19 protein-coding genes and 1 pseudogene are annotated in these 17570 nt (G+C 43.6%); 11 read left to right on the top strand and 9 right to left on the bottom strand.

Annotated elements, in window-relative coordinates; genetic code table 11:
* Window positions 1-2 precede the first annotated feature (2 nt).
* Window positions 3-683 (top strand): class I SAM-dependent methyltransferase, encoded by a 681-nt coding sequence (locus QUB63_RS14320; protein WP_332945918.1) that lies wholly within the window; start codon window positions 3-5, stop codon window positions 681-683.
* Window positions 684-950: 267 nt separating this feature from the next.
* On the opposite strand, the gene QUB63_RS14315 is transcribed toward QUB63_RS14320, so the two are convergent.
* The gene (locus QUB63_RS14315) at window positions 951-2897 is read right to left on the bottom strand and encodes a hypothetical protein (protein WP_332945917.1); all 1947 of its coding nucleotides are present in this window, start codon (window positions 2895-2897) and stop codon (window positions 951-953) included.
* 352 nt (window positions 2898-3249) lie between these two features.
* Between QUB63_RS14315 and QUB63_RS14310 the strand changes: the two genes are divergently transcribed.
* The 8 genes and pseudogenes from QUB63_RS14310 to QUB63_RS14275 all read left to right on the top strand — a co-directional run bounded on the left by QUB63_RS14310 (window position 3250) and on the right by QUB63_RS14275 (window position 5654).
* On the top strand, window positions 3250-3480 hold the full coding sequence (locus QUB63_RS14310; RefSeq protein ID WP_332945916.1) for a hypothetical protein: 231 nt from the start codon (window positions 3250-3252) through the stop codon (window positions 3478-3480).
* Between the two features lie 67 nt (window positions 3481-3547).
* Window positions 3548-3739 (top strand): annotated as a pseudogene (locus QUB63_RS14305) (type II toxin-antitoxin system RelE family toxin); the annotation flags it as partial.
* Between the two features lie 110 nt (window positions 3740-3849).
* Window positions 3850-4113 carry a hypothetical protein gene (locus tag QUB63_RS14300; RefSeq protein WP_332945915.1) on the top strand — a complete coding sequence of 88 codons (264 nt, stop codon included), beginning with the start codon at window positions 3850-3852 and terminating at the stop codon, window positions 4111-4113.
* The gene (locus QUB63_RS14295; RefSeq protein WP_332945914.1) at window positions 4110-4490 is read left to right on the top strand and encodes a type II toxin-antitoxin system VapC family toxin; all 381 of its coding nucleotides are present in this window, start codon (window positions 4110-4112) and stop codon (window positions 4488-4490) included. The genes QUB63_RS14300 and QUB63_RS14295 overlap by 4 nt, the downstream gene beginning before the upstream one ends.
* Window positions 4491-4585: 95 nt before the next feature.
* Window positions 4586-4801, top strand: a complete 216-nt coding sequence (locus QUB63_RS14290) for a hypothetical protein (RefSeq protein WP_332945913.1) — start codon at window positions 4586-4588, stop codon at window positions 4799-4801.
* Window positions 4801-5061 (top strand): type II toxin-antitoxin system RelE family toxin, encoded by a 261-nt coding sequence (locus tag QUB63_RS14285; protein ID WP_332945912.1) that lies wholly within the window; start codon window positions 4801-4803, stop codon window positions 5059-5061. The genes QUB63_RS14290 and QUB63_RS14285 overlap by 1 nt, the downstream gene beginning before the upstream one ends.
* Before the next feature lie 79 nt (window positions 5062-5140).
* A complete protein-coding gene (locus QUB63_RS14280) occupies window positions 5141-5458 on the top strand; it encodes a hypothetical protein (RefSeq protein ID WP_332945911.1) in 318 nt (105 codons plus the stop codon).
* Window positions 5451-5654 carry a type II toxin-antitoxin system RelE family toxin gene (locus QUB63_RS14275; RefSeq protein WP_332945910.1) on the top strand — a complete coding sequence of 68 codons (204 nt, stop codon included), beginning with the start codon at window positions 5451-5453 and terminating at the stop codon, window positions 5652-5654. Before QUB63_RS14280 ends, QUB63_RS14275 begins: the two co-directional genes overlap by 8 nt.
* Before the next feature lie 113 nt (window positions 5655-5767).
* Here the strand turns inward: QUB63_RS14275 and QUB63_RS14270 are convergent, their stop codons facing one another.
* The 4 genes from QUB63_RS14270 to QUB63_RS14255 form a co-directional block, all read right to left on the bottom strand.
* Window positions 5768-6025 (bottom strand): BrnA antitoxin family protein, encoded by a 258-nt coding sequence (locus QUB63_RS14270; protein WP_332945909.1) that lies wholly within the window; start codon window positions 6023-6025, stop codon window positions 5768-5770.
* Entirely contained in the window at window positions 6000-6284 is a 285-nt protein-coding gene (locus QUB63_RS14265) for a BrnT family toxin (RefSeq protein WP_332945908.1), read from the bottom strand. Before QUB63_RS14265 ends, QUB63_RS14270 begins: the two co-directional genes overlap by 26 nt.
* Window positions 6285-6716: 432 nt before the next feature.
* Window positions 6717-8156: a WD40 repeat domain-containing protein gene (locus QUB63_RS14260; RefSeq protein ID WP_332945907.1), complete on the bottom strand. Its 1440-nt coding sequence runs from the start codon at window positions 8154-8156 to the stop codon at window positions 6717-6719.
* Entirely contained in the window at window positions 8153-9325 is a 1173-nt protein-coding gene (locus QUB63_RS14255; RefSeq protein ID WP_332945906.1) for a hypothetical protein, read from the bottom strand. The genes QUB63_RS14260 and QUB63_RS14255 overlap by 4 nt, the downstream gene beginning before the upstream one ends.
* Window positions 9326-9512: 187 nt before the next feature.
* On the opposite strand from QUB63_RS14255, the gene QUB63_RS14250 reads away from it, so the two are divergent.
* Window positions 9513-10898 carry an ATP-binding protein gene (locus QUB63_RS14250; protein WP_332945905.1) on the top strand — a complete coding sequence of 462 codons (1386 nt, stop codon included), beginning with the start codon at window positions 9513-9515 and terminating at the stop codon, window positions 10896-10898.
* Window positions 10899-11139: 241 nt separating this feature from the next.
* Here the strand turns inward: QUB63_RS14250 and QUB63_RS14245 are convergent, their stop codons facing one another.
* The 3 genes from QUB63_RS14245 to QUB63_RS14235 all read right to left on the bottom strand — a co-directional run bounded on the left by QUB63_RS14245 (window position 11140) and on the right by QUB63_RS14235 (window position 12609).
* Complete coding sequence (locus tag QUB63_RS14245) at window positions 11140-11715, bottom strand: Uma2 family endonuclease (RefSeq protein ID WP_332945904.1); 576 nt, start codon at window positions 11713-11715, stop codon at window positions 11140-11142.
* Window positions 11716-11898: 183 nt separating this feature from the next.
* The gene (locus tag QUB63_RS14240) at window positions 11899-12237 is read right to left on the bottom strand and encodes a type II toxin-antitoxin system HicB family antitoxin (RefSeq protein ID WP_332945903.1); all 339 of its coding nucleotides are present in this window, start codon (window positions 12235-12237) and stop codon (window positions 11899-11901) included.
* A 108-nt stretch (window positions 12238-12345) separates the two neighbouring features.
* Entirely contained in the window at window positions 12346-12609 is a 264-nt protein-coding gene (locus QUB63_RS14235) for a type II toxin-antitoxin system HicA family toxin (protein WP_332945902.1), read from the bottom strand.
* A 272-nt stretch (window positions 12610-12881) separates the two neighbouring features.
* On the opposite strand from QUB63_RS14235, the gene QUB63_RS14230 reads away from it, so the two are divergent.
* Entirely contained in the window at window positions 12882-13460 is a 579-nt protein-coding gene (locus tag QUB63_RS14230; protein ID WP_332945901.1) for a hypothetical protein, read from the top strand.
* Between the two features lie 65 nt (window positions 13461-13525).
* Here the strand turns inward: QUB63_RS14230 and QUB63_RS14225 are convergent, their stop codons facing one another.
* On the bottom strand, window positions 13526-17521 hold the full coding sequence (locus tag QUB63_RS14225) for a magnesium chelatase subunit H (protein ID WP_332945900.1): 3996 nt from the start codon (window positions 17519-17521) through the stop codon (window positions 13526-13528).
* Window positions 17522-17570: the final 49 nt, after the last annotated feature.

Below are 17570 nucleotides of genomic sequence, written 5' to 3'. Positions count from 1 at the left end.
CTATGACAGTAACTGAAAACAACTCCAGCGAGTATGTTGGCCCCAAGCTAGGCGGTTTCGCCACTAAACTATCTTGGTACGCCCGCCAAAAAATGTTCGATTTACTCATGGCATTAGCCAATCCCAGCGCCGACACAACTGTGCTGGATGTAGGAGTAACTTCCGACCGCCGCGAAGACTGCAATTTCTTTGAAAAACTCTATCCGTACCCCCACCAAATCACCGCAGTCGGCATGGAAGATGCTGCCTTTTTAGAAGAAGAATATCCCGGTTTAAAATACGTCCGTTCTGACGGGTCGAGTTTGCCATTTCCAGACAAAAGTTTTGATTTAGTAGTCAGTTTTGCCGTAATCGAACACGTCGGCAGTCGGGATCAGCAAAAAGCTTTTGTTCGGGAACTTTGCCGCGTCGGCAAAACTTGCTGCATCACCACTCCCAACCGCTGGTATCCCGTAGAATTCCACACTGCTGTTCCCCTAATACACTGGCTTCCCTCCTCTTGGTTTCGAGCTCTGCTGAGATTGCTCGGCAAGCACTTTTTCGCCAAAGAGGAAAATCTCAACCTTTTATCCGAGAAAGATGTGTTAAAGATGCTGCCAGCAGATGCTCAAGTTTCTACTCGACATTTCCGGCTTCTCGGTTTGATATCCAATCTGCTCTTTTATGTAAAAAATCCCATTTGATATCATGTCCGAGTTAGTTATCTCCCAATACGCTTGGGATCAGAGATTCCAACAGGGAAAACCTATGAAAAATAGACACGGAGATTGCTTCGTTCCTCTCTTCGGACAATCTTAACCCAAGCGTATTGAGTTATCTCCTGGATAAGGCGGTACTACAATATTACGGTTAATTGACCGGACATGATATAACACTTCGACTACGCGAACGTGCAAGCTGTCCCAGGTCAACTGTCAATTGTCAACTGTCAACTCACTGCACACCTTACTTTATAATTTAGTTGCCAAATCCAGCACAAAATTTTCTCCGTCTTCATAAAGTTTTTTTCGAGTTTTTGCAAGTTGCTGCACGTTATCCCGAAAGTCGTGAGAGAGTTGTGCTTGCAGTCGAAACCAAGATGACAATCCAGGGCCAGAAGTATCTACATCTGCGGGATGATTGATACTCCAAGACGAATAAGCTATGTATCGAATAGATTTTGAAACTAAATAGTTTGCTAAGGCTTCAGGGCCTTTGAATGCAGGCATACCTGGCGGCAAACTTGCTCCCCCCGGCCAGTCGGCCAGGAAAATTTGATTGCGTTTGAAGTCGAGAATAAAAGGCGCATCTAGTCGGGTTAAAACGGTTTCTCCCTGTGGCACAGACTGCTGCATTGCTGCGTACTGCGATTTTTGCTTTGCTGTAACTAACGATGGATTTGTCAGCCCAAATTTAATATTTTTAACATAAGCTGAATAAGTCTGTTTGGTGATATCCCAATCATAGCTAATTGCCAGACCCGCACAAAATACAGCAACAATAAAAAAGTTGGCGGCTCCGTTTTTATTTAATGCTCCCGTGTCGGTCATTGCTACCGCAATCAATATTAAAATTGCTGGGAATAGGTGAGAAAACGAATAGCGAAAAGGGTCGGCATTTTCGGTAAGTACGCCTACAGCAACTGTTGCCAATCCGGCTGCAACTGTCATAGATAAAGCAGCTTGGCGGTTCGAGAACCGTTCTTCGGGTAAATTGCCAAACTTCCAAGGCCGAACGCTCAAGCTCAAACAGCCGAGCAATATCAGTATAAGAATGTAAATGCCTCGGAAAGATGCGATCGCACTTTTAGCAGTCCCCAACAGCGTCGAAGCTGATTTGAAGGTAATGCCGTAGGCGGAGGCGTGATACCCTTTTCCCAAAAGAGGATACAATAGAGTGCCGGATGATTGATACATCGAAATCATCCAAGGCAGCAGAAATATTCCGACTAATACTGTTGTCAGCACTAATTCAAATACAACTTTTTGTTTGGATTCCGAGCTCATTAAGTAGAAAATGTAGCTCGCTGCAAACAGAAAGACACAGGCGGGAATTAGGGATGATTTCAAAGCACAAAGTGCCGCCGCAATTAAAGCTAATATGGAAGCATTTGCCGCCCAATGGTTGCGCTCGATTTCTTTGCTGTCAAGCGTCCTGAACAAACTTACAAATAAAGCTACTGGCAGCATGATACTTGTAGTGTTAGCTTTGGGAACTGCAATCAAAAGCAAGAATAAAATTGTGAAGATTATCCGCTTGGTTGAGGCTTTATTTTCTTTGAAAAACCCAACAATTAGTCCGACAGTAATTATCAGGGGTAAAGCGGGATCTATGAGGTTTAAATTAGTGTCGGAAAGTCCGCTTAAAATCAATGTATGGAGAAATGACTGCCCCCCCAAAGATACTATTCTTCGTTCGCTGAAAGGGTCTGGGCCCATCGAACCGAGTTGCAGCATTTTGTGGGGAAATACTAAGTAGGCGTGGTAGTCGTCGCTGGTATTAAACCCGTCTGCATAGACCATGTTGGCAATGTTTAGTCTGCCTGTATAAAGCCATCCGGCATATTGAATTAAAATCAGTAGACTAACTATGGCAATGCCTCCTAAGATGACTTTATCTTGGCGGCCTTCTTCAAATAGCTGCAAGATATTGCTAATAATTAATTGTCTGTGATTTACTAAGTCTACTAGACAGTAAACAAGTCCCAAACCTAAAAAAATTAGAATTGTGGTTGGGGAAATAGTCCAGGTTGCATTGAAGAGGCCGCCAATTATAACGCTAAAAGCTAGACCCCAAGCTGCTCTTTGTCCCCAGTCTATTCGCTGGTTGGGAAACAGGATGTGGTTGAGGGCTTTTCCCCAACCTATGAGGGAGAGTAGCAGGCAAATACCGTAGGAAAATGATATGAGGTATGACATTATTGCTGTAGGAGTGTTATCTATTAATTTGTTAACTTTTGAGGTGATTAGTTGTCAAGTGTTTGCGGTTGGGCGAGGGAGCGTTTTTGATTATACAATACGGTGTTACTTTTCGCGTTAAATTTGTGGAGGTTTGGCAATTACTTATTCCTCGAAGTAAGTTGTGGTTTTCATGGGCTGACAGCTATTTGCGATCGAGGTTAGCATGGGGCGGTCTTGACAAAGGTCGATCGCCTGCGGGATAGCTACGCCGCGTGTACTTTGGGAAGAAAAGGGATCTCGCCTGAGCAAAATTTCAGACGATCTGGTAAAATTAAACAGGTAGCTCTAATAATTTTCAAGAGCTATAACTATGAAAACTCAAGAACTTCGCCAGAACCTCAAGCAATCGATAGATCGCTTATCTCCTGAACGGCTGAGCGTTGCTGCTGATTTCTTAGCTTATTTAGAAGAACGTGAAATCAATGAAGCTACGATCGAATTATTGAAAATTCCCGGTTTTCTTGAAGCTTTTAATAAAGCCAGAACAGATGTAGCAGCAGGTAAGGTGACTTCTGTCGAGCAACTCAAACGAAAATACTGATTAAAATCGGGATTTTTATTCATTTGATGCTCAGGAGTTTTTTTAAGAAGCATCAGCTTCTTTACAACGCAAGCTAGAGCGATGTTTTGAGATGTTGAAAACTGACCCTCGCAGTCATCCAAATATTAAGCAACTGAAAGGCGACTTAGCTGGATACTATCGCTATCGCGTTGGAGATTATCGGGTTGTTTATTACATTGATGATGAGCCAAAGCGGGTGGTTGTGACTGTGATTGCTCATCGTCGTCAAGTGTATTAGAGCGATTACTTACGGGATAGCTACGCCGCGCGTACTCGATAGACTGAGATTTGCGAAAAATTCCGTCAGAGAGCTATGATATAAAAGTCAGAAAGAAGCTGGTATCGATTATGCTACGCACATTTGAGGCTTTACTGAAAGGCAAGCTTTTAGAGTGGACGAACGATGCTCCGCAACAGAGCGATCGCCCGCTGAAAGTTTACGTGACTTTGTTAGAGGAAAATTCAAGTATAAGTGCGGATCTTCGCCGTCAAAAAATAGTTGAAATCTTGGAAAAACTGGCTGCGAGCCAGACTTTTGCAGAAGTCACAGATCCGGTTGCATGGCAGCGAGAGATGCGTCAAGATCGTCCCCTTCCTGGTAGGGATGAATGATGCTACTTGATAGTAACATTATTATCTATGCTTCTCAACCGGAACACGCGCAGATTCGACAATTTATTAGCGAGAGCGAAATAGCAGTATCAGCAGTTAGCTATGTTGAAGTGCTTGGCTACCACCGACTAACTGAAGAGTCTCGCCTACACTTTGAGGAATTATTTGGGGTGGTTGAGGTTTTACCTATTTCCCAAGCTGTACTCGATCGCGCTGTGACACTGCGACAAATGAGGAGGATGACACTTGGCGATGCTATTATTGCAGCAACCGCTTTGGTGTACGGTTTGACTCTTGTGACGCGAAATATACAGGATTTTCAATGGATTGCTGAACTAACGCTCATTAACCCGTTTGAGGCTGAATTAGGCAGTTAAGAGCGATCGCACTTTGGGAGACAAGGGCGATTTCTGTTTTCTCCGAACTAAAGTTGCTATTATTTATTGATAATCCCACAGACTAGGAGATTAAAATGCAAGTCAAAGACATGACTGTTGAGCAATTGCGGGACTTAATTCGGCATACCGTGGAACAGTGTTTAGAAGAATATTTTGGCGATCCTGATGCAGGTTTAGAAGTTAAGGAAGAAGTCAAGCTGAAATTGTTAGAGTCAATGAAGCGCAAACAAGCAGGAGAAAGTAGCGTCGAACCTGGGGAAGTTTATCAAAAACTCGGCCTAAAATCGTAATGAGCTATTCGGTTGAGTTGACAGCAGAAGCTCTGGTTAACCAAGAAAGATTGACTCAGGCTGTGCAGGAGCGTATAGGTAATAAAATCAATTGGTTGGCTGAAAATTTTGAACAAATTACTCCTAGGCCGTTGTCGGCTCATCTGGCAGGTTTCTTTAAGTTAAGAGTGGGTGATTATCGCGTAATTTATTCTTTTGATGATGATTTAAAGGTGATTACTATTCACCAGATTGGACACCGGAGAGAAATTTATGATTAACTGAAGGGATCTCGCACTTTGGGGAAGATAAGGGATCTCGCGCTTTGGGAAGAAATGGGATCTCGCGCTTTGGGAAGAAATGGGATCTCGCGCTTCCAGCCAAAATCAGTATATATTAGAGTTAGAGCTAAAAAATACCAGCAAAAAGTCTATGCCGACTTATAATGAGGTACTGACTCAAGTTCAACGCCTCGCCCTGTCTGACCAACTCCGATTATTAGAGGAATTGAGAAAGATCGTTCATCAGGGGGTGGAAGTTGAAGGCGATGATGAGGTGGTTTCAGCCCAAGAGATAGCGGAAAGTCAAGCAGCATTGGCAGATTATTTCGCGGGGCGCGATCGGGGAATCTCCTCAAAAGAACTTAAGTTGAAGCTGTTCGGAGAAAAAAGTGACTGACTACATTCTCCTAAAATCAGCACAGCGGTATTTACAACGGATGCAACTGGACGATCGAGTGCGTATTGTTAAGGCTTTAGATGCGCTGGTGACAGACTCGACAGGACTTGACATTAAGCCTCTCAAAGGTCGTCTTGAGTTCCGGCTGCGAGTGGGTAAATATCCGATACTTTTTGTAGAAGATACGGATAACTAGGTATATGTTGTGACTCAGATTGGTTCTCGCGGTGATGTCTATAAATAAGGGCGATCGCACTTTGGGAAGATAAGGGCGATCGCACTTTGGGGAAGAAAAGGGCGATCGCACATTTATTCACTGCTTTTTACGTGATGTTCAACATAAGAACGCAGCACAGCATTCATCAGAGATTGATAACCTTTTCCTTGGTTTTTAAACCAATCTAATACATCGCTATCAACTCTTAAAGAAATAGCTTGTTTTGTCAGTGGTGTTACGAGTTTTGCTTTTCCCCAAAAATTCGCATCTAATTCAGGAATATCAGACGTATCGATTGCGGATTCGGGAATATTTTCTAATTCTTCAAGTCGTTTGGGCGAGATAGTCATAGTAGGTATTTTTTTCTTGACGAGTGGCTTTTCTTGCAGAGATGATGCGGATAGCTCCATTTCTTTCAGTATGCGCTACGGTGACGATAACGACACCTTGTATGGCACCAATACTGATTTCTCGGATTTCTCCGTAGTCGAAACGCTCATCAATGGCATTAAAAACGATTCCGTCAAAGATTTCTTGAGCTTCTTCAAAGCTAATGCCATGTTTTTTGAGGTTTTGGGCGTTTTTATTTTCATCCCATTCAAACTGCATGATTTTGTATATACAAAACGTATCTACTTATAATATAGCATAACCGGATCGCACTTTGGGGAAGATAAGGGCGATCGCACTTCCCTCGATCCTAAATTGCTATAATGACAATCAGCCCAAAAATCTCAACATAAAGCCTATGTCTACTTAGAGCGAGGTACTGAGTCAGGCTCAAAGTCTCACTCCTGACGAGCAACAGCAGCTTTTAGATGTATTGTCAGCTTTGATGCGCGATCGGGTAACAACCCAGACTGAGGGTAGTAGTGAAAGATTGCCGAGAAAAAATTTAAAGAGATGGCGCGGTTTTTTGCCTAAGCGTGTGGATGCTTTGGAATTTCAGTTACAACTTAGATAAGAAGGGGATGATTAATAAATATCTTCTCGATACCAACATCCTGATTTATTACTTCAATGATCAGCCGGAAGTTCAGTCTATATTTGCTGCCACACTGCAATTGTACTATCCTTACTGCCACTAATCAGAGTACGCCCGTCGGGACTGAAAACTACTGATGTAACTGCTGCGGAATGTACGCGATCCTTAAAAATATCTTTCTTACTTTGGAAATCCCAAATCTGGATATTACCGCCGTAGTCTCCAGTTGCAAACAAATTCCCATCAGAGCTAAAAACTACTGATGTAATTTCATAATCGAATTTCAAAACATTAGAATTATCGCCTGTTTTTACATTCCAAAACTTGATTGTGTGGTCATCACTTGCACTAATAAGCGTTTTACCGTCTGGACTAAAAGCTAATGAATTAACAGGCAGCGAATGTTCTTGAATAAGTCTAACTCGTTTGTGAGTTCCTAAATCCCAGAGGCTAACTTCTCCCTTGCTGTTCCCACTAGCAAGAAGCCAATTATTCAAATCAACAGCCAGACATTTTACCTCCCCAGCATGGCTTGACAGTGTGGCAATTTCTAGCCCTTCCGATCGGGCATCTAACAACTTAATCCTACCATCAGCACTCCCAATAATCACTGTTTTACTATCGGGGGTAAAGGCTACTGATGTAACTCTATGAGTATTACCTCTTCCTAAGCTTCCGATATCTTTAGGTTCCTTTGCATCCAAGTGCCACACTTTGACTTGATTTTGATGTAGACCCTCAATCATAGCAGTTGTAAGGAAATGTCCTGTGGGGTCGATCGCGATCGGAGTTGGATAGCCTCCTGTCAGCCCCCTTAAAGTTGACAAGAAATAGAGTTCTTGTTTGTCCTGCACGCTCCAAACAACAATCTTGCGATCGTCATATCGGATTGCAATTTTTTTTCCATCTGGAAAAATTGCAATAGAGTGAATTGCACCTTCAAAACGCTGTGGTTCTGGATACAGGCGCTGCCACTTAGTAACTGCAACCTTATTACCTGCGACGTAAGGCTTAAGTTTGATATATTTTAAACCCGTTTCTTCTCCTTGGCTCTGCAATGTAAAAGAGTCTGAAGCAACAGCAGAAACCGAATCCTCAGCCTTCCAAAACTTACGATAATCTCCTAAAACCCGCTTGTGAGCTTCTTCAATATTGTTCGCATTCGTCACAATATTTGGTACTATTCCTTTGAGAGCGATGCCTTCTATTAAATAAATTTCTCTACCAAAAAGGTCTTTGAGAACGCCGTTACCTGAGATGCCGATATCTTCTGCTATTGCCTCTATTACTCGGAAAATTAAAGTTATATCTCCGACTTGAGAGTTATGAATTTCTCGGTAGAATGCTGTTCCTTTTTCCGTCAAGTCTCCTTCTGTTACTCTAGCAAGTAAACCAGCTATACCAGCCTCACACATAAAATTTGGGGCGACCACTGTTAGGTAGTCAAGAGACTGATTACAACCAACCAAAAAACTCCAAGCTGTAGTATCTTTCATGGCAATCTTAAATCTGATGCTGGAAAGTTGCGGTCGAGGTCATTTTGAAAATATAAGAAACAATTAAGAGCGTAGTCGAAGGCGGTTTCTTCATTCTTTACTTTTTTGAATAATTCTTCTCGTTCCTGACGTAACTCTTCGGCTCTTCTATCTGCTGCTTCTTGCTTTTGTTTGGCTGGTGCTTCCGCATATTTACTAGCAAATTCAACCATCTTTAGGACTACATCTTGCAAGGGTTTATATTTTCTAGGTATAGGCAGGGAGTCCCATAGAATAGGTAAGATGTCTTGCCCTGCTTTCAGCACTCCGCCAACAACTTGACCTACTTGCTCCCACCATTGTAGATTTGCCTTAACTTCTATTGGACGGTTAGCTTGTTCTCTCATTTTGTCTATGGCCTCTTTGCAATCAGCTTGAATTATATCAGGCAAGACACAAGCCAAAGGAATTCCTACTTGAAAGGGTTTAGGTAATACGCTAAGATTTTTTTCCATACTGCCATCTGGTTTCAGAGTAACAAAATCTTTACCCACTGCACTAACAGGAATTAATCGAACTGGTTTTCCAGCCTTGTTATAAGTAGAGACTAAATTTTTAAAATGTTGAATTTTTAGCAAACAATCCCGTATCTGTTCGAGGGTGTATTTCTTTTCTACAATATCCCACTTGCTGATTATAAAATGGATCGGTTTGCTAGTCTTTTGCATGATGCTGAGAATTCTAGGTAGCTCGTTGACGGCCCACTTTTGACCTATTGTTTCATTTTGCATCAGCGCACAAAGTCTTTGACCATCCAGCAAGCCAAGTAAAGCATCTGCTTTCTTGACTTGCTCATTGAATTTAGGATCGTCTGTCTGGTCAGTTAACAAACCACCTGCATAATCTAAATAGGTGAACTTGCAAGCCGGATAGATAGGCAGAGCCTTCGTTTGTACGTGACAAGTGAAAGTCCATTCTGATACTTCGCTGCGTCGTGTTCCAATTGGCCATTTTTCTTCAAAAGCTATTTCTGTATAAAGATCGTGTAATCGTTTGCTTTTCTCTACACTGTCAACCTCCAGAAAAAAGCCTCCTTCTCCCTGCGTACATAACTGATTGTACATACTGGCTAAAAATACCGTTTTGCCTGAGCCGCGTGGCCCTAGCATGATGACTGTATAAGTATTCATACTTGACCGATTAGAGGAATAATGAAGAATTATTAAGTCCTTGTATATATTGTCAGGCAAAAGCTAACTCTTGTATGTCGGAAATGTCGGCACTTTCACCAGACAATCCGATCGGAAATGTCGGAATCTTGTCGGAAATGTCGGAAAGTCGGATATAATACGACAAACCGCAGCACACAACTGACCTATGGACATCGCAGAAGTCTTAAAACTCGCGGACGAGCTCATCTTCGCGAAGACGGGAGAACATATAGACTATCTGCAAAAAGCTATCCTTGAAGGGACATTCCAAGGTCGAACATACCCACAAATTGCTGAAGCGACTCATTCCAGTGAAGGTCATACCAGAGATATCGGTTCGGAATTATGGCAAATATTTTCAGAGGGATTGGGAGAAGATATTACGAAAAGAAATTTTAGAGCAATATTAGAAAAAGCGAAATTTGATAACTTTTCATCAGCCATCGGTAGAGTAGGTAGAGATTATGTAGCGATTAACAACCTCAATATTTGTCAAGAAAGGGGGAGAAGTCCAACAGAACCCCCAAACCCCCAACAAACTCCGAAACAACTCCACATAGACTTAGGCGACGCACCGGAAATATTCACCTTTTTCGATCGCACTTCCCAACTCTCCACCCTCGAAAACTGGATAACGGGCGATCGCACACGCCTAATCGCCATCCTAGGAATCAGTGGCATCGGCAAAACAACCCTCTCCCTGGCCCTAATCGATCGCATCAAAACCGGCTTCGATTACGTCATCTATCGCAGCCTCCGCTTTTCCCCCACCCTCGATGCAACCCTCACCAACCTGCTGCAAATCTTTTCCCAACAATCAGAAACTCCCCAAAGCATCGAAACCAAAATTTCCCAAATCCTCGATTACCTGCGAAAAAACCGATGTCTGATTGTCCTCGATGACGTGCAGATGCTTTTGGGCAGCGGACAACTAGCGGGACAATATAAAACTGGATATGAAGATTATCAGTTATTTTTTAAACTAATTGCCGAAGTTTGCCATCAAAGTTGTTTGATATTGAATAGTTGGGAAAAACCCAGAGAAATTGCCAGATTATCAAAAGATAATCATCCCGTGCGATGTTTTGTATTGGGAAGTTTAGGAGTAGCAGCTAAAGATATTTTGAAGTCAGAAAAGTTATCCGATGAGGAAACATGGGAAACTTTGATTGATATTTATCAAGGCAATCCCCTGTGGTTGGAGTTAACTGCAACGCTGATTCAAGAGTTATTTGGCGGTAGGGTGGCTGAGTTTTTGCAGTGCGAGATGCCGATTTTAGATGAAGGGTTGCAATCTCAGTTATCTCAACAATTTCAGCGCTTGACTCAGCCGGAATTGGCAGTGGTGACTCACTTTGCCAGTCAAGCTGAACCCGTTGCTGTGTCTCATTTTTTTAACAAAATACCGTTGTCGCCGTCAGAGATAGTCAATGCAGTGCGATCGCTCAGAAATCGGTTTTTATTGGATGCAATGGAAGAGGAAAAGATAACTTTGTTTAGTTTGAATCCCGTGTTGAGACAGTATGTGCAAAGTCGGTATCTTTCTAATTGATGTCAAATTAATTAGATGAAACGGCGGTTGAAACCGCGTCTTGTCAAACGAAGTCCGCCGACGCGGACTGAAGAAAATAAGATAATTTCAACTGGTCTTCTTCAACCCGCTCCCGTCGGGTTTTGTCTGTATAGACGCGGTTTCAACCGCCGGGTATTATGCCGTGTCCGTATCCGTGCTGGCGCCGGAGATGGCACTACCGTTTCCCTACGGTAGCTGATTCTGTAAGCGCGATCGCCCTTTACCAAATCGACTCAAGACTCAGCACAAATCCGGGAAGAACATCTTCACCTGATAAATTAGCAGGCGACTCCTGCACTTCAACTTCTGCGCCCTGACGATAAATTTCAACTTGTCGAGACTTGCGATTAATTAACCAACCCAAACGCGCACCATTATCTCGATACTCTTTCATCTTATCCTGAGTTTCTTTCAAGCTATCGCTGGGAGACATTAACTCGACTACAAAATCAGGACAAATGGGGGGAAATTTCTTTTTCTGTTCTGGAGTTAGTGCATCCCAGCGTTCTAATTTTACCCAAGAAGAATCAGGTGATCTATTTGCACCATTAGGAAGTTTGAAACCTGTTGAGGAATCAAACACTTTGCCCAATTTATTTCGCTCATTCCAATTCCAAATCTGTGCTGTTAATCCTGCATTGCTGCTGCTAGTTTCTCCTCCGGCTAGTGACATGATAACTAATTCTCCCTTAGCCGTGCGTTCCAATCTAATATTTTCATTTTCTTGACAGAGTTGAAAAAACTGCTCGTCTGTCAGCTTAATAATCGGGTTGAGGTTGAGGGTGAGGGTAGTCATAGCGGTATTTTATAGCGGGCTAAACGACCTTTATTAAGGATGGTAGCAGATCGAGTAAGTCTTGAGGGCGATTTTCTATCAAATCAAAATAGAGCGATCGGTTTGGGCGATCGCGCTTAAGGAAAATAAGGGCGATCGCCTGCGATTCTATTTCAACATTGATAAGCTTGAGCTTTTGACTTATTAAGTATTAATTGCTCGATCGGCTGCTCTACTTAAAACCTCATCCATCCAATTGTTAATACTTTTGCCAGCTTTCTTTGCTGCAATAAAGATTTTGCGATGATTTTCTGGAGTAGTGCGGAAGGGAAGTTTACCTGAAAAAGGTTTATCCGGTTCCTGTCCCAATTCTTTGCAAAACTCTAAATAATCATCAACAGAGTTTTGGAATTCTTGCCGAGCTTCTTCAATAGTTTTAGCCTTAAAAGTCACTACGTCATTAATATCGAGAACTCGCCCGAAAAGAATTTCCGCTTCTAAATCTACTTCAATGCTAGCACTGTAACCTTTGTAAGTCATCATGGCTGTAATATATCTTCCTGTTTCAATAATTTAAACTTGCGATCGATTTTATGCTAATACCATTGTTGATTTGGGCGATCGGCAATCATTTTTCCGTTAAGAGCTAAGTCATAATGGTTCAATCCCCGCTTTTATCAAAAATTCCCTCACAGATTTAACTGCTCCTTTATCTGTCTCTTTTTGAGGATGTGGCTCGTGAAATACCGCTCTAACCTCATTTAATAAAATGCGAACCCGCGAACCTTGTCCTTGAGTAATAGTAGCACCTAGCGCTGTAAATAAATTTTCAATATCTTGCCAATTAATATTAGCTGGTATAGGATCTGTAAAAATTGCTTCTAAAATTTTACGCTGTTTATTATTTAGCTCCATGAATATTTTATTTGTTGTTTAAACAAGTAATGATATCACAAAATGATATCATTGTCAAGAGTGTGAGCTAATCTCGTGTCAAGACTACTTGAGACTGAAACAAACACCACTTTATGCAAAAATAGTCGCCAAAGTCCGATTAGGGGGAAACCGGAGGGGCGATGCAGGGAAAGACGATCGCGAGCGTACAAGCTTGCGAAACGTTTATCGACCTGCTATAATTATCCTTAATTTCTTTAACTGAAATCTAATCTTCTATTTAATTTACTGTTATGTATTTTCAAATTGAACCAACTGCTTATATTGTTAGTAGGCACGACTTATTAATAACACCTTTCAAGACACTGATTAAAACAGATTTTTATGATGAGGAAACTGACGAAGAAAAAGATATAGAACTAGGTCATATACTAGCACACAGATTTGATTTAGCTTATTCACCCAGAAGATTAGTGAGCTTTGCAGATGACATGGATTCGGATTTATTTCATGTGGCTAATTTTTTATTTGAAAATAAAACAAATTATCAAAAAATTTCTGGTAGCAGATATCTCTTTTATATAGATTATATTTTTATTAAACCTGAGTTTAGAGGACATGGATATGCTCTTCAAGCATTAGCGTTGTTCTTAGAACTATTCGCTAGAGGAGAAGTTGTAAGTTGTCATCCTATACCTATGAATGATTTAGAAGGTAAATACTCTAAAACTAAAGGCCAACTCATTATGAGAAAGTATTGGTCTAAACTAGGATTGACCTATTACAGCAAAAAACATAACATACTTTGGCAAGATGAATGGTCTCTGCCCAAATGGTTAAAAAGTACAATATTCAACTCATTCGATGACTGATGATAGTCGTTTTGTATACCCAAAATAAAACGTAGGGCAGGCCCGAAAGCCTGCCTCAAACTATCTTATTCTACCCCCTCAATCCGGTCTTCCACCTCCTGATACAACTCGCGCAAGCGATCGAGATTACTCTCGCTAGTCTCCCAATAACCCCGGCCGTTCACCTCAAGCAAAGTGCTGACAATCTTGCGGAACGAATGAGGATTCAGATTCAGCAAACGCTTCTGCATTTCCGCATCTTCGATAAAAGTAGTGTTGACATCCTCATAAACCCAATTATCTACCGCGCCCGCAGTCGCACTCCATCCAGTCGTATTCACCAGACGCTTAGAAATCTCGCGCACGCCTTCATAGCCGTGCGACAACATCCCCTCGTACCACTTCGGATTCAGCAGCTTTGTGCGCGAATCTAAACGCACGGTTTCTGATAGCGTCCGCACCTGCGCGTTCGCAGTGGTGGTATCAGCTACAAAGGATGCCGGTTGCTTCCCGTCGCCGCGCAAACTGCCGATTAATTTAGTCGGATCGGAGTCGAAATAGTGCGATACGTCGGTTAGCGAAATCTCCGCCGAATCCAAGTTCTGGAAGGTGACATCAGCAGTTTTTAAGGATGATTCAAAAATCTGCCGGTCTTGTTCCATTGTTCCGGGATTGTCGGAAGAAAAGGCGAAGGATTTGCGGGTTAAGTACATTTCCTGCAACTCAGCTTCGCTTTCCCAAGTGCTGTTTTCTACCGCTAAGTTGACGTTAGATGAATAGGAACCGGAAGCATTGGAAAATACGCGGGTTGCTGCTTGTCGCAGGTTGATTCCCATTTCTTCCGCTTGCTTCAGGGCGTGTTTGCGGACGAAGTTCATCTCTAACGGTTCGTCGGCTTCCGCTGCCATTTTCACGGCTTTATCTAACAAATTCATTTGGTTGATGAACAAGTCGCGGAATACGCCGGAACAGTTAATTACTACGTCGATTCGAGGGCGTCCCAACTCTTCTAAAGAAAGCAATTCGAGTTTGTTTACCCGGCCCAAAGCGTCGGGAACTGGCTTGACTCCTACCATCCACATTACTTGCGCGAGGGATTCGCCGTAAGTCTTGATGTTGTCGGTTCCCCACAACACGACGGCGATCGTTTCTGGGTAATTTCCGCCGTTATCGAGGCGCTGTCTTTCTAATAAGCGATCGACAACAACCTTAGCAGACTTCACCGCACCCGTCGTAGGGATTGACTGCGGGTCCAAAGCGTGCATATTCTTGCCAGTCGGCAAAACATCCGGGTTGCGAATCGGATCGCCGCCGGGCCCAGGCAGAATAAACTCGCCTTCCAACGCGCGCAACAAAGCGCCCAATTCGTTATCGGCACAAACTTGCTGCAAGCAGAATTCCAGATACTCAAACAGCGGTTTAATCGGTTCTGGATCGATTTTTTTGTAACCGGCGGCGTGCAAGGCATCAATCCAAGGTGTTTTCTTGCCCATGTTGAAGAAATTCAACTTAGAAACAAGGGAAACTCTGCCCTCAGCGTCGGTTTGTTCCTTCACTAAAGCGCCAACGGCATCCCGACAAGCTAAGGTGATATTTTGCAGCAATTCGACATCTGTTAAAATGCCTCGATCGCTATTTGTGTAAACTTCCTCGATATCGCGTCCCAGACTGTTAGCGATAATTCGCGGTAAGCTGACAAGTCCATCTTCTTCGCGGTCTAAATTGGCAATATTCACCAAAGTTGCGATCGCCTCTTCAGCAGTCGGCGGCTTACCGATAATATGCAAACCACAAGGTAACAACCGCGACTCAATCTCCATCAACTTGCGGTAAACCAAGCCAACTAAATTGTCCCGTTCCTCCGAAGTCATGCCCGCAGCAACCCCTCTTTCTTGTTCGGGAGGTAGGGCGATATCTTTGTCCAAATTCACCAAACGGCATTTTTCGACGATCGCATCAACAATCGGCACGCCCCGGCCAGTATCTTTCAAAGTTTGATAAGAAGCAATCAACTCGCTGAGTTCCTGCAAACCTTTGTACAAACCAGCATTTTCAGCCGGAGGAGTCAGATAGCTGATGGTTTCAGCATAACTGCGGCGCTTGGCAATTGTTGCCTCGCTGGGATTGTTGGCGGCGTAATAATAGAGGTTAGGAATTTTGCCGATCAAACTGTCGGGATAACAATCCACAGACATTCCCATCTGCTTACCGGGCATGAATTCTAGGGAACCGTGAGTGCCGAAGTGCAGCACCGCATCCGCACCCCAAATGCGCTCTAAATAAGTGTAGTAAGCAGCAAAACCGTGGTGCGGGCTGGCGGAACGAGAGAATAACAACCGCATCGGATCGCCTTCGTATCCAAAAGTAGGTTGCACTCCGATAAACACATTGCCGAAATGTTTGCCGAAAATCAGCAAATTTTGTCCGTCGCTGTTCAAATGTCCCGGAGGCGGGCCCCAATTTTCTTGCAAGCGTTCCGAGTAAGGAGTGAATTCTTCGTATTCAGCTACCGACATCCGGTAAGCAACATTTAATTCGGGAGTTTGGTATTGGGCTGTTGCGTCGTGGATGACTTCTTGCATCAGTTTTTCTGCGGAATCAGGCAGTTCTGGCAAGTCGTAACCGTTGCCTTTTAGGGCTTTCAATACTTCGTAAATCGAGCCGAAAACGTCGAGGTAAGCGGCTGTTCCGACGTTGCCTTTGTCGGGCGGGAAACTGAAAACTGTGATCGCAACTTTTTTATCTAATTTTGGTTTGCGGCGCAGCATTGCCCACTTCATGGCGCGCTGGGAAATTGCTTCGATTCTATCTTGCAGGGCGATCGCCTTTCCAGTTGCGCCATCTCTACCCGACAAAATAATCGGTTCGATCGCGCCATCCAACTCAGGAATCGCAACTTGCAAAGCAACTTGAATCGGGTGCAAGCCTAAATCGCTATTTTCCCACTCTTCCGTCGTTTGGAAAACCAGCGGCAAAGCCACCATGTAAGGGCAGTTTAGCTTTTTCAAAGTCTCGATCGCCTTCGGGTGATCTTGTTTCGCCGGGCCGCCAACCAACGCAAAACCAGTCAGAGAAACCACCGCATCTACGATCGGCAGCGGTGTCACACCTTTGGCCCCAACTTCCAAGAAAAACGTTTCAACGGGTTTCGAGAAGTCCAAACCGCCGGCAAAAATCGGTACCACCCGCGCCCCCATTGCCTCCAATTCCTGCACTATTGCTACGTAGTGCGCGTCATCTCCGGTGACTAAGTGAGTGCGCTGCAACACTAAACCGATGCAAAGTGCGAGGGGGTCTTTGAGGTCTGCGGAAATATCTTTGCGGGCATTGTACCAGGCGAGATATCCTTTTACATCCTCAAACATCGACGGGGCCAAAGGATGCCAAATCCCCATGTCGGGGTAGACAACAGGTTCTTGAAAAGTTAACTGTTCCTGGCCTTTGAATACGTATTTATGTGACAGCATCAGCAAGAAGTTTTCCAAGTTTTCTTGGGAACCTCCCAGCCAATACTGGAAACTCAGCATGAAGTTGCGGGCATCTTGGGCTTTGTCGATCGGCAAATATTTCAGGACTTTCGGCAAAGTTTGCAGCAGTTTCAGCATTCCGTCTTGGAAGGAACTCCCGGATTTTTCCTTCCGTTTTTTCATGAATTCGCCGATCGCGCTTTTGCTTTGTCCCAACTGCGCCATCGAGAAACTGCCCATTTTATTGAGCCGCATCACCCCCGGCATCGACGGGAAGACGACGGCGACATCCAAGCTGTCGCGCAGCGGTTCCACAGCCGCTACCACTTTTTCGGCCAGATCTTCGATGAAAATTAGAGAAGCAATAAATACGTTGGCATCTGCCACATCCCGCTTGAAGGCCTCGTAATTTTCCGGGCTGCGGAGTTCTTCGATCAGGTAGCCGCTGATTTCTATTGCCAGATTCGGATTTTTGTTATTTATCGATCGAACCGCTGCGGACAGGGCGCTTTGATACTGCGGTTCCAGTACGACATAGACCACCTTCATGAGCGATCGCCCCTGCAAGTTTTCCGGCACGACGTGGCGAATGGTGGGCTTGACGTGAGTGAACATCCGGTTAGGCTCCTTTAAGATGCTGTTTTCGGCAATCGGGAATTTTTTA

Source organism: Microcoleus sp. ARI1-B5, assembly GCF_036705795.1.
GTDB lineage: Bacteria > Cyanobacteriota > Cyanobacteriia > Cyanobacteriales > Microcoleaceae > Microcoleus.
This window is presented reverse-complemented; position numbering and strand designations above follow the sequence as displayed.

Bases quoted from the DNA above. Each gene is read 5' to 3' on its own strand.
- QUB63_RS14320 (WP_332945918.1), top strand. From the start codon at position 3: ATGACAGTAACTGAAAACAACTCCAGCGAGTATGTTGGCCCCAAGCTA.
- QUB63_RS14315 (WP_332945917.1), bottom strand. From the start codon at position 2,897: ATGTCATACCTCATATCATTTTCCTACGGTATTTGCCTGCTACTCTCC.
- QUB63_RS14310 (WP_332945916.1), top strand. From the start codon at position 3,250: ATGAAAACTCAAGAACTTCGCCAGAACCTCAAGCAATCGATAGATCGC.
- QUB63_RS14300 (WP_332945915.1), top strand. From the start codon at position 3,850: ATGCTACGCACATTTGAGGCTTTACTGAAAGGCAAGCTTTTAGAGTGG.
- QUB63_RS14295 (WP_332945914.1), top strand. From the start codon at position 4,110: ATGATGCTACTTGATAGTAACATTATTATCTATGCTTCTCAACCGGAA.
- QUB63_RS14290 (WP_332945913.1), top strand. From the start codon at position 4,586: ATGCAAGTCAAAGACATGACTGTTGAGCAATTGCGGGACTTAATTCGG.
- QUB63_RS14285 (WP_332945912.1), top strand. From the start codon at position 4,801: ATGAGCTATTCGGTTGAGTTGACAGCAGAAGCTCTGGTTAACCAAGAA.
- QUB63_RS14280 (WP_332945911.1), top strand. From the start codon at position 5,141: ATGGGATCTCGCGCTTCCAGCCAAAATCAGTATATATTAGAGTTAGAG.
- QUB63_RS14270 (WP_332945909.1), bottom strand. From the start codon at position 6,025: ATGACTATCTCGCCCAAACGACTTGAAGAATTAGAAAATATTCCCGAA.
- QUB63_RS14265 (WP_332945908.1), bottom strand. From the start codon at position 6,284: ATGCAGTTTGAATGGGATGAAAATAAAAACGCCCAAAACCTCAAAAAA.
- QUB63_RS14260 (WP_332945907.1), bottom strand. From the start codon at position 8,156: ATGAAAGATACTACAGCTTGGAGTTTTTTGGTTGGTTGTAATCAGTCT.
- QUB63_RS14255 (WP_332945906.1), bottom strand. From the start codon at position 9,325: ATGAATACTTATACAGTCATCATGCTAGGGCCACGCGGCTCAGGCAAA.
- QUB63_RS14250 (WP_332945905.1), top strand. From the start codon at position 9,513: ATGGACATCGCAGAAGTCTTAAAACTCGCGGACGAGCTCATCTTCGCG.
- QUB63_RS14245 (WP_332945904.1), bottom strand. From the start codon at position 11,715: ATGACTACCCTCACCCTCAACCTCAACCCGATTATTAAGCTGACAGAC.
- QUB63_RS14240 (WP_332945903.1), bottom strand. From the start codon at position 12,237: ATGATGACTTACAAAGGTTACAGTGCTAGCATTGAAGTAGATTTAGAA.
- QUB63_RS14235 (WP_332945902.1), bottom strand. From the start codon at position 12,609: ATGGAGCTAAATAATAAACAGCGTAAAATTTTAGAAGCAATTTTTACA.
- QUB63_RS14230 (WP_332945901.1), top strand. From the start codon at position 12,882: ATGTATTTTCAAATTGAACCAACTGCTTATATTGTTAGTAGGCACGAC.
- QUB63_RS14225 (WP_332945900.1), bottom strand. From the start codon at position 17,521: ATGTTCACTCACGTCAAGCCCACCATTCGCCACGTCGTGCCGGAAAAC.